The sequence below is a fragment of the Streptomyces sp. NPDC037013 genome (assembly GCF_055607265.1).
In genome coordinates this window covers 668,796-682,679 of the sequence record NZ_JBVJRV010000006.1, presented here as the reverse complement: position 1 = coordinate 682,679, position 13,884 = coordinate 668,796, and the positions used below count along the sequence as shown (strand labels likewise).

The 13,884-nt window shown below is 72.1% G+C and carries 10 protein-coding genes; 8 read left to right on the top strand and 2 right to left on the bottom strand.

Translation table 11 applies throughout. The annotated features are described in order from the left end of the window. Window positions 1-150 precede the first annotated feature (150 nt). From ACZ7DY_RS25360 to cseC, 5 genes are all read left to right on the top strand, one after another. Complete coding sequence (locus ACZ7DY_RS25360; RefSeq protein WP_471138650.1) at window positions 151-1,107, top strand: HhH-GPD family protein; 957 nt, start codon at window positions 151-153, stop codon at window positions 1,105-1,107. A gap of 243 nt (window positions 1,108-1,350) precedes the next feature. Then, window positions 1,351-1,890 (top strand): SigE family RNA polymerase sigma factor, encoded by a 540-nt coding sequence (locus ACZ7DY_RS25355; RefSeq protein ID WP_055567865.1) that lies wholly within the window; start codon window positions 1,351-1,353, stop codon window positions 1,888-1,890. A 29-nt stretch (window positions 1,891-1,919) separates the two neighbouring features. Next, a complete protein-coding gene (locus ACZ7DY_RS25350) occupies window positions 1,920-2,522 on the top strand; it encodes a hypothetical protein (protein WP_471138648.1) in 603 nt (200 codons plus the stop codon). Between the two features lie 53 nt (window positions 2,523-2,575). Beyond that, entirely contained in the window at window positions 2,576-3,289 is a 714-nt protein-coding gene (gene cseB, locus ACZ7DY_RS25345) for a two-component system response regulator CseB (RefSeq protein WP_471138647.1), read from the top strand. A gap of 124 nt (window positions 3,290-3,413) precedes the next feature. Beyond that, window positions 3,414-4,787, top strand: coding sequence for a two-component system sensor histidine kinase CseC (gene cseC / locus ACZ7DY_RS25340; RefSeq protein WP_471138646.1), 1,374 nt, complete (start codon window positions 3,414-3,416; stop codon window positions 4,785-4,787). Window positions 4,788-4,928: 141 nt separating this feature from the next. On the opposite strand, the gene ACZ7DY_RS25335 is transcribed toward cseC, so the two are convergent. Then, window positions 4,929-6,605, bottom strand: a complete 1,677-nt coding sequence (locus ACZ7DY_RS25335; protein ID WP_471138645.1) for an MDR family MFS transporter — start codon at window positions 6,603-6,605, stop codon at window positions 4,929-4,931. A gap of 154 nt (window positions 6,606-6,759) precedes the next feature. On the opposite strand from ACZ7DY_RS25335, the gene ACZ7DY_RS25330 reads away from it, so the two are divergent. Continuing rightward, complete coding sequence (locus ACZ7DY_RS25330; protein ID WP_471138644.1) at window positions 6,760-7,353, top strand: TetR/AcrR family transcriptional regulator; 594 nt, start codon at window positions 6,760-6,762, stop codon at window positions 7,351-7,353. Between the two features lie 34 nt (window positions 7,354-7,387). On the opposite strand, the gene ACZ7DY_RS25325 is transcribed toward ACZ7DY_RS25330, so the two are convergent. Beyond that, window positions 7,388-8,044 (bottom strand): M23 family metallopeptidase, encoded by a 657-nt coding sequence (locus tag ACZ7DY_RS25325; RefSeq protein ID WP_471138643.1) that lies wholly within the window; start codon window positions 8,042-8,044, stop codon window positions 7,388-7,390. Between the two features lie 607 nt (window positions 8,045-8,651). Here ACZ7DY_RS25325 and ACZ7DY_RS25320 point away from each other — a divergent pair. Together ACZ7DY_RS25320 and ACZ7DY_RS25315 are read left to right on the top strand one after the other, a co-directional pair. After that, window positions 8,652-11,213, top strand: coding sequence for an NACHT domain-containing protein (locus ACZ7DY_RS25320; protein ID WP_471138642.1), 2,562 nt, complete (start codon window positions 8,652-8,654; stop codon window positions 11,211-11,213). A 65-nt stretch (window positions 11,214-11,278) separates the two neighbouring features. Further along, window positions 11,279-13,843: an NACHT domain-containing protein gene (locus ACZ7DY_RS25315; protein ID WP_471138641.1), complete on the top strand. Its 2,565-nt coding sequence runs from the start codon at window positions 11,279-11,281 to the stop codon at window positions 13,841-13,843. Window positions 13,844-13,884: the final 41 nt, after the last annotated feature.

Genomic DNA, 13,884 nt, shown 5'->3' with positions numbered 1-13,884 from the left:
CCCTGTGACGCTACGTGCCCCGCGCCGCCTCCCACCCCTGCCGATCGTCAGGTCCTGGCCGCCACCGAGGGCCGTCCCCCGTAAAACCGCCCGGGCCGACCGCGCGGTTGGCCCGTACCCCGCCGCCCCCGTGGCAGGATCGGATGTGCCATGACTGCGCCCACGAAGCCCATGCCGAACAGCCCCGCCCCCCGCCCCGCCCCCGGAGAAGTCCCCGAACCCGCCGGTGAGACCGGTGCGGCCCTGCACACCCCCGTCATCGCGTGGTTCGACACGCACGCCCGTGATCTGCCGTGGCGTCGTGAGGACGCCGGGCCGTGGGGCGTGATGGTCAGCGAGTTCATGCTCCAGCAGACCCCGGTCAGCCGCGTCCTGCCCGTCTACGAACAGTGGCTCGCCCGCTGGCCCCGCCCCGCCGACCTGGCCAAGGAGGCGCCCGGTGAGGCCGTGCGCGCCTGGGGCCGGCTCGGCTATCCGCGCCGCGCCCTGCGGCTGCACGGCGCGGCCGTCGCCATAACGGAGCGGCACGGCGGCGACGTGCCCACGCAGCACGCCCAGTTGCTCGCGCTGCCCGGCATCGGGGAGTACACCGCGGCGGCCGTGGCGTCGTTCGCGTACGGGCAGCGGCACGCCGTCCTCGACACCAACGTCCGCCGGGTCTTCGCCCGGGCTGTGACGGGCGTCCAGTACCCGCCGAACGCGACGACCGCCGCCGAGCGCAAGCTGGCCCGCGCCCTGCTGCCCGAGGACGAGCGCACCGCATCGCGCTGGGCGGCCGCCTCGATGGAGCTCGGTGCCCTGGTCTGCACGGCGAAGAACGAGAACTGCGGGCAGTGTCCGATCGCCGCGCAGTGCGCCTGGCGCACGGCGGGCAAGCCCGCGCACGAGGGTCCGGCCCGGCGCGGCCAGACGTACGCGGGGACGGACCGGCAGGTGCGGGGCAAGCTGCTCGCCGTGTTGCGCGACGCCGTGACGCCGGTGCCGCAGGCCGTGCTCGACCGGGTGTGGGATGAGCCCGTGCAGCGGGCCCGCGCGCTGGACGGGCTGGTCGCGGACGGTCTCGTCGAGCCGTTGCAGGGCGGTCTGTACCGGCTGCCGCAGACCTGACGGGGACGGGGCCCCTCCCGCCACGCCCGACCGCCGCCTTCGACCCGACGGCGGCGGCAACGGGGCCCCTGCCAAACGCAGGTGTTTAACTCATTCCTACGTCTGTTACACAACCGACGTACAGCCGTGCGTCCGCCGCTGGCTGCTCCGCACAACCTCGTGACAACGCCTCCGTACCTTCATATCCGTACCGCACAGCAGGGACCGCGGTCGGCAATGGGGATGGAACGGAGGCGGTTTGATATGGCGCACGGCGAGGTGCTCGAGTTCGAAGAGTACGTCCGCACTCGGCAGGATGCTCTGCTGCGCAGTGCCCGGCGCCTGGTTCCGGACCCCGTGGACGCCCAGGACCTGCTGCAGACCGCGCTCGTGCGGACGTACGGCCGCTGGGACGGCATAGCCGACAAGCGGCTGGCCGACGCCTACCTGCGCCGCGTCATGATCAACACGCGTACGGAGTGGTGGCGGGCCCGCAAGCTCGAAGAGGTGCCCACCGAGCAGCTGCCCGACGCGAGCGTGGAAGACTCCACCGAGCAGCACGCGGACCGCGCGCTGCTGATGGACATCATGAAGGTCCTCGCACCCAAGCAGCGCAGCGTCGTCGTGCTGCGACACTGGGAGCAGATGTCCACAGAGGAGACGGCCGCCGCCCTCGGCATGTCGGCCGGCACGGTCAAGAGCACGCTGCACCGGGCGCTCGCCCGGCTCCGCCAGGAGCTGGAGAGCCGCGACCTGGACGCCCGCGCGCTCGAACGTGAGGAGCGGGAGAGTTGCGCGGCCTAGGCCTGCGGGTCCGACGAGGCGTCAAGGCGGTGAGTGCGGCGGTGGCCGCGTTCGCCGCCCTCGGCCTTTTGCTCTCCGCCTGCGCGACCGGCGGCTCCGGCGCCCGTGACGAGGGGCCCGCCAGCAGCGAGCCCGTGGTGTCCACGGCGCCGTCGCCGTCGGCCACGGTCTCCGTGCCGGCGAAGAAGATCGACGCGGTCCGGCTCGTCAAGAACGATCCACAGGTCAGCCCCGCGATCAAGCGCGAGCTCAAGCCGTGCGTGGGGAAGGCGTACCCGATCGACGTGTCGTACGGGAACCTGACCGGCGGAGCCGCGTCGGACGTCGTGGTGAACGTGCTGACCTGCGGTGACGCGGTGGGCATCGGCAGTTACGTGTATCGCGCTCAGGGCGATGAGTACGAGAATGTCTTCAAGGCCGAGGAGCCCGCCTCCGTCTACGCCGAGATCGACCGGGGCGACCTGGTCGTGACGAAGCAGCTGTACGAGAAGGGTGACTCGGTCGCCTACCCCTCCGGGGAGGAAGTGATCACCTACCACTGGTCCGCGCACCACTTCACCGAGTCGGGGCGTACGCGCAACGACTTCGGCAACGCGGTGGGCGGCGAGCCGAGTGAGCCGTCCGCGGACTGACCGGCCCGGCGACCCAAGACGCACCGACGCACGAGAAGGACTGAGAGCACCCGATGGCAGAGCAGACCCACGTCCTGTTCGTCGAGGACGACGACGTCATCCGCGAGGCCACCCAGCTCGCCCTGGAGCGCGACGGCTTCGCGGTGACCGCCATGCCCGACGGGCTCTCGGGCCTCGAGGCCTTCCGCGCCGACCGGCCGGACATCGCCCTGCTCGACGTGATGGTGCCGGGCCTCGACGGCGTCTCGCTGTGCCGCCGCATCCGTGACGAGTCGACGGTCCCCGTGATCATGCTGTCGGCGCGGGCCGACTCCATCGACGTCGTGCTCGGCCTGGAGGCCGGCGCCGACGACTACGTGACCAAGCCGTTCGACGGCGCCGTCCTGGTCGCCCGCATCCGTGCCGTCCTGCGCCGCTTCGGCCACGCCAGCGGGCCGGGCTCCACGGCGTCCGGCCCGGAGGAGAGCTCCGCGGCCGACGGCGGAGTGCTGCACTTCGGCGATCTGGAGATCGACACGGTCGGCATGGAGGTGCACCGGGGCGGTACGCCCGTGGCGCTGACGCCGACCGAGATGCGCCTGCTGCTCGAGTTCTCGTCCGCGCCGGGCACGGTCCTCTCCCGCGACAAGCTCCTGGAGCGGGTGTGGGACTACGGCTGGGGCGGCGACACCCGCGTCGTCGACGTCCACGTGCAGCGGCTGCGCACGAAGGTGGGACAGGACCGCATCGAGACCGTCCGCGGCTTCGGCTACAAGCTCAAGGCGTGAGCGCACGCGTGACGAGCACGAGCGGTAGAAGCGGTACGGGCACCGGCACCACGCGGCGCACCGGCACCACGTACACCGGAACCACCGGCTGTATCGGACACAGGGCACTCAGGGGACGACGTATATGAACGGGGGGCGCAGGGCGGTCGAGCGCGTCCGCGACAGGTTCCGTTCCGGCCTGCACCTGCGCACGGGCGTGCGCTGGAAGATCGCCGCGGCGATCGCGCTGGTCGGGGCGCTGGTCGCCATCGCGCTGAGCCTGGTCGTGCACAACGCGGCCCGGGTCTCGATGCTCGACAACTCGCGCGACGTCCAGGACGAGCGCATCCAGTTCGCCCTGCGGCTCTACTCCTCCGCCTCCCAGCGGCAGACCCTGCAGTTCGGCACGAAGGTCGACGACCCCGAGCTGCCGCAGGAGCTGCGGCAGAAGGTGCTCAAGGGCCGCCGGGCCACCTTCGTCGAGGAGAAGTCCGACGGCGCGCCGGACATCTGGGCCGCCGTGCCGCTCGCCGACGGGCACGTCCTGTCGCTGCACTCCCGTTTCACCGACCGCAGCGCCACCGTCATGAAGGACCTCGACCAGGCCCTGGTGATCGGCTCGATCGCGGTCGTCTTCGGCGGCTGCGCGCTGGGCGTGCTCATCGGCGGCCAGCTGTCGCGGCGCCTGCGCAAGGCGGCGACGGCGGCGAGCGAGGTCGCGCAGGGCCAGACGGACGTCAGCGTCCGCGAGGCGATCGGCGGTGTCGTACGGGACGAGACCGACGACGTGGCGAGCGCCGTGGACGCCATGGCCGATGCCCTCAAGCAGCGCCTGGAGGCTGAGCGCCGGGTGACCGCGGACATCGCGCACGAGCTGCGCACGCCGGTGACCGGACTGCTCACCGCCGCCGAGCTGCTGCCGCCGGGGCGGCCGACCGAGCTGGTCAGGGACCGGGCGCAGGCGATGCGTACGCTCGTCGAGGACGTCCTGGAGGTGGCGCGGCTCGACTCCGCCGCCGAGCGGGCCGAGCTGCAGGACATCACGCTCGGCGAGTTCGTCTCCCGGCGGATGGCGATCCTGAGCACGGACGTGACGGTGACGGTGGTGCACGAGTCGGAGGTCACCACCGACCCGCGCCGCCTGGAGCGCATCCTCGGCAACCTCGTCGCCAACGCCACCAAGCACGGCAAGCCGCCCATCGAGGTCAGCGTCGAGGGCCGGGTGGTCCGGGTCCGCGACCACGGGCCCGGTTTCCCCGAGGCTCTGCTGGACGAGGGGCCGAGCCGGTTCCGTACGGGCAGCGCGGACCGGGCGGGGCACGGGCACGGCCTGGGCCTGACGATCGCCGCGGGCCAGGCCCGGGTGCTCGGCGCCCGGCTCACCTTCCGCAACGTACGGCCCGCGGGGGCAGCGCCCGGCGAGCCCGCCGAGGGCGCGGTCGCGGTGCTGTGGCTGCCGGAGCACGCGCCGACGAACACGGGCAGCTACCCGGTGCTCAAACTGCCCGACAACCTCTGAGGGCCGGGGCCGGGGCCGGGGCCCGGACCGGGACCACCACCCCGTACACCCGACGCACCACGAAAACGGCCCGCACCACGAAAACGGCCCCCGGCGCTCGTCGCGTCGGGGGCCGTCGTCCGCCGGGGCGGGGGCATGGGGTCAGACGGGCTCCGCGACCGTCTGCCCTGCCGCCCGCGCGGAGTCCCCATCCGCGTTCCCGGCCGTCTCTTCCGCCCTGTCGGCCCTCTTGCGGTCCGTCGCTCCGGCCGCTGCGGCGGGCTTGTCCGCGGGGCCCGAGCCGCGCAGCGGGATCTCCTTCACGAAGAAGGCGGCGAGCAGCGCAGCGACGCTGATGGCGGCGCCCAGCAGGAAGGCCGAGTGCGTACCGGAGGCGACCGCGTGCTGGTAGGCGTCGCGGATGACCTCGGGCAGCTGCCTGAGGCGCTCGGGGTCCAGCTGTGCCTGCGACTCGGTGATCTTGCCGCCGAGGGATCCGGCGCGGTCGGCCATGACCTCCTGGACGCGGTTGTTGAAGATCGCGCCCATGATCGCGACGCCGAAGGAGGAGCCGAGCGTGCGGAAGAGCGTGGCCGAGGACGAGGCGACGCCCATGTCCTTCAGCTCGACGCTGTTCTGCGCGACCAGCATGGTGATCTGCATCAGGAAGCCCATGCCGGCGCCGAGCACGGCCATGTAGAGGCCCGAGGTGAGGCGGGAGGTCTCGGTGTCCATCCGCGAGAGCAGGAAGAATCCGGCGACCATCAGGAGCGTGCCGACGATCGGGAAGGCCCGGTACTTTCCGGTGGCGGTGGTGACGCGGCCGGCGACCACCGAGACGGCCATCATCGACAGGAGCATGGGGAGCAGCAGCAGACCGGAGTTGGTCGCGGAGGCACCCTGCACCGTCTGCTGGTAGAGCGGCAGGAAGAGCATCGCGCCGAACATCACGAACCCGGTGACGAAGCCGATCACGGCCATCAGCGAGAAGTTGCGGCTGCGGAAGATGTGCAGCGGCATGACCGGTTCCGCGGCCTTCTTCTGGACGAAGAGGAAGCCGACGAGCGAGGCGACGCCGATGCCGATGAGCTCCATGATGACGGCGGAGCTCCAGGCGTACTCCGTACCGCCCCAGGTGGTGACCAGCACGAGCGCGCTGATGCCGACGGTGAGCAGGGCCGCGCCGAGGTAGTCGATGCGTCCCTGTGCCTTCTTCTTGGGCAGGTGCAGGACGGTGGTGACCATGGCGAGGGCGATGGCGCCGAGCGGCAGGTTCAGGTAGAAGGCCCAGCGCCAGCCGAGGTGGTCGGTGACGGAGCCGCCGACGAGCGGGCCGCCGATCATCGCGACCGCCATGACGCCGGTCATCATGCCCATGTACTTGCCGCGCTCCCGCGGCGGGACCAGGTCACCGATGATCGCCATGACGCCGACCATGAGTCCGCCGGCGCCGAGGCCCTGGACCGCGCGGAAGCCGATGAGCTGGTTCATGTCCTGCGCCATGCCGCTGAGCGCGGAGCCGGCCAGGAAGATCACTATGGCGGTGAGGAAGGAGCCCTTGCGCCCGTACATGTCGCCGAGCTTGCCCCAGATGGGGGTGGAGGCGGCGGTGGCCAGGGTGTAGGCGGTCACCACCCAGGACAGGTGCTCCATGCCGCCGAGGTCGCCCACGATCGTCGGCATCGCGGGGCCCACGATCATGTTGTCGAGCATCGCGAGCAGCATCGTGATCATCAGGGCCATGAGCACGACGCGCACGCTGCGCGCCCGTGGTGCGGCCTTCGTCGCTCCGGATCCGGCCGTCACCGGCCCGGCTTTCTCGATGGTCTTGTCCGGCATGTTTCCCACTCCCCGTGCTCCCCGCACCGTCCTGGGCCGTCTTCCGGGACCCCGGCACTTACTTGCCGCCCGGCTAGCTGTCTACACTGAGGGAAGGTAGACCCCCAACTAGCCGGGCGTCAAGTAAGTTATGAAGGAGTCGAGGAGCACCCCGATGGGCACGGGTACAGGCATGAGCAAGCAGCAGCGCCGCGGGAACACCCGTCAGCGCATCCAGGACGTGGCCCTCGAACTCTTCGCCGAGCAGGGTTACGAGAAGACGTCACTGCGCGAGATCTCCGAGCGCCTGGAGGTCACGAAGGCGGCGCTCTACTACCACTTCAAGACCAAGGAAGACATCCTCACCAGCATCTTCGACGACCTGACCAGGCCGATCGACGAGCTGATCAGCTGGGGCAACGAGCAGCCGCGGCCCGTCTCCCTGGAGACCAAGCAGCAGACTTTGCGCCGCTACAGCGAGATCCTCGTCGACGCGGCCCCACTCTTCCGCTTCATGCAGGAGAACCAGGCCACGATGCGCGATCTGAAGACGGGCGAGAGCTTCAAGGACCGCATGCTCGCGCTCTACGAGATCCTCAAGGACCCGGACGCGCCGATGGCCGACCAGGTGCGGTGCTTCAGCGCGCTGTTCACCATGCACGGCGGGATGTTCGTGCTCAAGGACGTCGAAGGCGACCCCGAGGAGAAGCGCAGGGCCATCCTGGAGGTCGCCATCGATCTGGTGACCCGGGCGCACACGGGCGCCTAGGGCATGTCCGGTGCCGGGGTCAGACCCGCACGCGTCAGACCTTCACGCCCACCGAGTGGAGGAAGGCGACCGGGTCGACGGCGGTGCCGTAGTTCGGGGTCGTACGGATCTCGAAGTGCAGGTGCGGGCCGCTGGAGTTGCCGGTGTTGCCCGAGGCCGCGATGTGCTGACCGGTGGTGACGGCCTGGCCCACCCGGACGTCGATCCGCGAGAGGTGCGCGTACTGGGAGAAGGTGCCGTTGCTGTGCTTGATGACGACGGCGTTGCCGTACGCGGGGCCGTCGCCGGCGCCGTTGGGGCCGGCCTTGACGACGGTGCCGCCGTGCACGGAGGCGACGGGGGTGCCGACCGGCACGGCGAAGTCCTGGCCGGAGTGCTTGTGGGACCACATGCTGCCGCCGAGGCCGAAGCTGGCGGAGAGCGTGTAGTTCTTGACCGGGTCGACCCAGGACGCGACCTTGGCGGCGGCGGCCTTCTTGACGTCGGCCGCCTTCTTCGCCTGCGCGGTGGCCTGGGCCTGGAGGGAGTCCACCGTGACGCCCGGCAGCACGCCGCCGCTCTTGGTCTCCCCGGCGGCGACCGAGGCACCGGCTCCGAGCACCGCCGAGGCTCCGACGCCGAGGGCGACGACGGCCGCCCGGGTGCGGAACAGCGACGTGGCGGAACGGTGCGACGTGGTGCGCTTCGACATGGGGATGTCCTCCGGGGTGTGACGACTGGGCGACGCCTGACGCGGCGACCGAGGGGGGCATGGACTGACCCGGCGGGCGGCAGCGGCGGGTGGGTCACCCGCGGACCGCGCTTCACCGGGTCGGCCATCCCTTGGTAACCCCGACCCCGACGTACACACAAAACCCCCATCTACTACGCAAAGCCGTAGCCGGGCCAGGGCATTTCGCCCCCTTGACACTCCTAAATCCGGACAATTACCCCCCCGATCTGGTAATGGAATTCCATCCCGCCCCGCCGGTTTAACCCCACGTCGGAGGCGCTCCCCGCGCCCGGACCCAGCGGGCCCCCACAGGTCCCGGCCGGACGCGGCGGACGTCCCGGAGGTTGCGGGCCGAAGGTCCCGGCCAGGAGTCCCGACGTATCCACTATTCCGCCTAGTACCGGACAAAACCCCTGTGCGGCATGTCACCGGGACATAAGATCCACCCCGCCCCGAATGTGACGGGCGCTACGCCCCGGACCCCGTCCGCGGAGGTTCGGGGCCGCGCTCTCCCGGCACCCCGCCCCGCCGCCCCGCCCGCACCCAACTCCCTGCGCTCCACGGCCCGTTGACCTAACCTCGACACATGGTCGACCCCGGAGCCCTAGGTGCCCGTCTCGCCTCCAGTGCGGTCGCGCCGCTCGTCAGAAAGCTCTTCGTCAAGGAAGGGCCCGGCGCGGGGCTGGTCGCCAAGCCCGTGCGGATCTCCGCCCTCGTCTCGTTCTCCGGCGAGAAGCGCGACGTCACGCCCAAGGACGTCGTGAAGATCGCCGACGAGCTCGTCCGCAGGGCGCTGAAGGCCGCCGGGCCCGGCGAGCGGCCCGTGGAGGCGTCGGAGGCCGTGGCCGTCAGGGACGCGCTCGCGCGCTCCCTCGCCGCCCTCGGCACCCTCACCATCGAGGACTACGAAGCGGTCGCGCTCGGGCCCGAGGAGTTCGCGCGCGCCCTGCGCTCACAGACGGCCGTCACCATCGCCACCTTCGCCCTCGGCCGGGACGCCGAACTCTTCTACGAACGGCTGCTGCTCACCGCCGCCCTGCACATCCTGAACTTCTTCACCCAGCGCTCCACCTACATCGCCCGGCTCCAGACCGCCCAGAGCCGGCAGCTCGCGCGGCTCGTGGACGCCGTCGACGTACTCCTGGAACGCCTGCCCTCGCAGTCGAGCGAGGACGCCGCGTTCGAGACGCGGTACGCGGCGTACATAGCGGAGCGGCACGGCACGCTCACCATCTACGGGCTCGACGTCTACGCCGGGACCAGCGAGTGGCCCCTGGACACCGCCTACCTCAGCCTGGAGGCGAGCCGGGAGCACCCCGGCGAGGGCGGCGCCCCGGTCTCCGCCGAGCGGATGCTCGCCCAGGAGGACCACGTACTGCTTCGCGGTGTCGCCGGGTCCGGCAAGACCACGCTCGTGCAGTGGCTCGCGGTCACCACGGCCGACCAGACGTACGCGCACGGCCTCACCCACCTCATCGGGCGCGTGCCGTTCGTGCTGCCGATGCGGCGGATCGTCAGGCCAGGGGCGGAGCTGCCCATCCCGAAGGACTTCCTGACCGCCGTCGGGTGCCTCGTCGCCGGGGAGCAGCCGAACGGCTGGGTGGAGCGCGTCCTGCGGGCGCGGCGCGGGGTGCTGCTCGTCGACGGGATGGACGAGATCTCCGAGGACCGGCGGGCGGCGGCCAAGCGGTGGCTGCGCGATCTGACGCGTACGTTCCCCGGCAATCTGTGGCTCGTCACCTCCCGCCCCTCCGCCGTGCCCGACAGATGGCTGGAGGCCGCCGCCTTCGCCGAGGTCACGCTCCGCCCGATGGCCCGCGACCACGTCGCCACGTTCGTCCGGCGCTGGCACCACGCGGCGGGCGCCGACGAGGCGGTCGGCACGGCCATGCTGCGCACGGTGCACCGGGCCCCCGAGCTCAACCGGCTCGCCACGAACCCGCTGATGTGCGGCATGCTCTGCGCCCTCCACCGGGACCGGCACGGCTTCCTCCCGCAGGACAGGAAGTCGCTGTACCAGGCCGCCCTGACGATGCTCCTCGAACGCAGGGACGTCGAGCGGGGGCTCCACCCCGCGTACGACGCGCGTCTGTCGTTCGCCACCCAGGTACAGCTCCTCCAGAAGCTCGCCTGGTGGCTGATCCGCAACAGCCGTGCGGAGATGGACCGTTCGGACGCCGTACGCATCCTCGGTGACGCCGCGCCCGCGATGGGCCTCGACGGCGGCGGCGAGGAGATCTACGCCTCGCTGCTGCTGCGCTCGGGCCTGCTGCGCGAACCGTCCGAGGGCCGCGTCGACTTCCTGCACCGCACCTTCCAGGACTACCTGGGCTCCCGGCTCGCCGTCCAGGAGCTCGACTTCGACCTGCTCCTCGACCACGCGGACCGGGCGGAGTGGGAGGACGTCATCCTGCTGGCCGTCGCGCACGCGCGGCCCAAGGAGGCGGAGCTGATGCTGCGGCGCCTCATGGAACAGGACACCGCGCACGGCAAACTGCTCGCCGCCGCCTCCCTGCCCTATGCGGCCGAGGTGGCACCCGCGGTACGGGAGATGGTGGAGGAAGGCCTGCGGTCCCTGGTGCCGCCGCGCCGGGAGCGCGAGGCCCTCGAACTGGCGGAGGCGGGCGGCGACCTGGTGCTCGACCTGCTGCCCGAGCCCGAGCAGGTGCACGGCGAGCACGCCCATCTGGTGCCGCTGGTCGCCGCCAGGGTCGGCACCCCGGCGGCGCTCGACTACCTGACGTACTTCCGCGACCACCCGGACCCCGAGGTCCAGCTGGTCCTCGCGCGCGCCTGGCCGGTCTTCGACCGCGAGCTCTACCTGCGGGAAGTCCTCACGCACCTCACCCAGCGGCCCATGGTCCCCGTGCACGGCCGCAAGGACCTGCGCGCCCTGCTCTCCATCGGCGGCTGGCCGCGCGTGGAGGTCGTCGGCGCCTACCGCGTCGAGGACCTCGTCGAACTCCTCGTGCCCGAACGGCTCACCCGCATCGCCCTGGACGCGCCCCACCCCGTGGAGGGGCTCGGCTGGCTGGCGGCCTTCCCCCTCCTCACCGACGTCGACCTGGCGCACGCCAAGGACGCCGAGGCCCTCCGGCGGATACCGCCCGGCGTACGCGTCAACTTGCCTGAGCAGCACGGCACTTGACCTAGACTTGAGCCTTGCGGCAAGACCCGGCCACGGCACGACCCGACCCAGGGACCGCGATGCCCATGGAGCCCGTAGTACGCACCCCGTCCACCCTCTCCGCACCCCTCGTGCAGCGGCTGTTCCGCGTCCCGCCCCGGCCCCCCAGGGCCCCCGACCTGATCGCCGCCCTCACCACCTGGCGGGGCCCCGACGCGCCGGCGGGACCGGACGAGGTCCACCGCACCGCCGCCGAGTTCATCCAGCTAGCCGCCGAGACGCACACCACCCCCACCCGCGAACTCCCCGCCGTCGCCGACGTGCTGACGCGCACCCTCCTCGCCGTCGGCGAGCTCGACCTGACCGACGCCGACGCCGTGCGCCTCGGCCCGCAGGACTACGCCCGGCGGCTGCGCGGCGCCGTCCAGGGCGCCGACCGCCGCCTCAGCCCCGACGCCGCCTGGTTCCACGACGAACTGCTCGTCGCCGTCTGCCTGCACGTCCTGCACCACCTCGTGCGCCGCTCCCCGTACATCCAGCGCCACCTGCCCGAACGCGCCAGCCGGATCCGCCAGCTCGTCGACCTAAACGACGCCGAGGCCGCCGCCACCGTCCGCCGGCCCCGGCCCTCCCGGGAGGACGCCGACTTCGAGGCCGCGTACGCGCAGGAGGTGGTGCGCCAGCACGGCTGGCTGACCATCGTCGGCGTCGACTTCTCGAACGCGCCCGACCGCTGGCCCCTGGAGGACACCTACCTCAGCCTGCAGGCCGAGGAGAGCAGCGGCGGTGCGGTGCCCGGCCCCGGCGGGCAGCAGCGCACCGTGCTCCTCGCCGACCGCGCCCTGGAGGGCCACGAACGGGTCCTGCTGCGCGGCGTCGCCGGCTCCGGCAAGACCACCCTCGTGCAGTGGCTCGCCGTGGCCGCCGCCCGCGAGGGCGCCCGGGTGCCGTTCGTCCTGCCCGTACGCCGGTTCGCCCGCGAGGGGTTCCCCGCACCGGACGACTTCCTGCGCGCCGTGCGCCACCCGCTGGCCGGCAGCGCGCCCGAGGGCTGGGTGGTGCGCACGCTCCTCGCCGGCCGCGCCCTGCTCCTCGTCGACGGCATCGACGAGGCCCCCGAGGAGACCCGCGGCGCCCTGCGCGACCAGCTCCGCCGGCTCCTGCGCATCTTCTCCGGCACCGCCTGCCTGGTCACCTCGCGCCCCTCCGCCGTGGAGGACGGCTGGCTCTCCCAGGAGCGCCTCGCCGAGGAGGGCTTCACCGAGCTGTCGCTCGCGCCGATGTCCCGCGACCAGGTCACCCGCTTCATCCGCGACTGGCACGCCGCCGCGATGGGCGACGAGGAGCAGCACGACCGCGACGACCTCAAGGAGTACGAGCAGCGGCTCCTGCACTCCGTACGGATCTACCGCGAGCTGCGCCAGCTCGCCACCAACCCGCTCATGTGCGGGCTGATCTGCGCCCTCAACCGCGACCGCTCCGGCTCCCTGCCCAAGGGCCGCAAGGAGCTCTACGACGCCGCGCTCGAGATGCTCCTGCAGCGCCGCGACCCCGAACGCGACGTGCTGTACGCGGACGACGTGCGCCTCCAGCAGGGCGCCCGGGAGCTGCTGCTGCGCAAACTCGCCCACGCCATGCTCGCGGAGGGGCTCTCGGAGCTGCCCCGCCACCGGGTCGTGGAGGTCCTCGACCAGGCGCTGCCCGCCATCCCCTCGGCCCGCGCCGCGGGCGACGGCGAGAAGATCTTCCGTCATCTGCTGCACCGCACCGGGCTCCTGCGCGAACAGGCGGGCGTCTCGGTGGACTTCATCCACCGCACCTTCCAGGACTACCTGGCCGCCAAGGAGATCGTGGCCCGCGGCCGTCTGCACACCCTCGTCGACCACGCCCACCAGCCGGAGTGGGAGGAGGTCATCCGCATGTCGGCGGCGCACGCCCGCCCCGACGAGTGCGCCCACTTCCTGGAGCGGCTGCTGGCCGCCGCGCCGCACCTGCGCAGGCCGTACGTCAACCACCGGCGCCTGATGGCCGCCGCCTGCCTCGAACATGTCAGCGAGCTGGACCCGGCGATGCAGGAGCTCGTCCACCGGCGCACGAAGAACCTCCTGCGCCCCACCACCGAGCAGGGCGCCCGCAGCCTGGGCTGGGTCGGACCCATCGTCCTGGAGCAGCTGCCGGACCCGGAGCAGGTCCCCGACCAGCAGGCGCTGCTCCTCGCCATCACCGCGACCCGCGTGCAGGACGACGCGGCGATCGACTACCTCGCCCGGCTGCGCACCCGCTCCTCGCAGGCCATCCGCGCGGAGCTGGCCCGCCCCTGGCGGCACTTCGACACCGAGCGGTACGCGCACGAGATCATCGCCCACCTCGACCCGGAGGGCCTGTACTTCCCCGTGTCCGACGCGGCCGAGCTGGCGGCGCTGCGGGAGCTCGGCGGGCGGCCCCGCATCCAGGTGGCCGGCGTCATGCGCACCGACGAGCTGCTCTCGGGGCTTGTCGCGGGCCCGCTCACGCATCTGTGGATCAACGCCGAGCTGCCCGACCCGGACATGTCGTGGCTGGCCCGCTTCCCCTCGCTGCGGGTGCTGCGCGTCAACCCGCGCCTGCCGCGCGTACGGAACGTGCCGGAGGGCGTGACGATGACCGCCTGACGGCGACCCCCTCCCGTACGGGCGTACGAAAAAGGGGCTGC

What these genes read in the sequence shown, in the direction of transcription:
- ACZ7DY_RS25360 (WP_471138650.1), top strand. Translation starts at nt 151, where the DNA reads ATGACTGCGCCCACGAAGCCCATGCCGAACAGCCCCGCCCCCCGCCCC.
- ACZ7DY_RS25355 (WP_055567865.1), top strand. Translation starts at nt 1,351, where the DNA reads ATGGCGCACGGCGAGGTGCTCGAGTTCGAAGAGTACGTCCGCACTCGG.
- cseB (WP_471138647.1), top strand. Translation starts at nt 2,576, where the DNA reads ATGGCAGAGCAGACCCACGTCCTGTTCGTCGAGGACGACGACGTCATC.
- cseC (WP_471138646.1), top strand. Translation starts at nt 3,414, where the DNA reads ATGAACGGGGGGCGCAGGGCGGTCGAGCGCGTCCGCGACAGGTTCCGT.
- ACZ7DY_RS25335 (WP_471138645.1), bottom strand. Translation starts at nt 6,605, where the DNA reads ATGCCGGACAAGACCATCGAGAAAGCCGGGCCGGTGACGGCCGGATCC.
- ACZ7DY_RS25330 (WP_471138644.1), top strand. Translation starts at nt 6,760, where the DNA reads ATGGGCACGGGTACAGGCATGAGCAAGCAGCAGCGCCGCGGGAACACC.
- ACZ7DY_RS25325 (WP_471138643.1), bottom strand. Translation starts at nt 8,044, where the DNA reads ATGTCGAAGCGCACCACGTCGCACCGTTCCGCCACGTCGCTGTTCCGC.
- ACZ7DY_RS25320 (WP_471138642.1), top strand. Translation starts at nt 8,652, where the DNA reads ATGGTCGACCCCGGAGCCCTAGGTGCCCGTCTCGCCTCCAGTGCGGTC.
- ACZ7DY_RS25315 (WP_471138641.1), top strand. Translation starts at nt 11,279, where the DNA reads ATGGAGCCCGTAGTACGCACCCCGTCCACCCTCTCCGCACCCCTCGTG.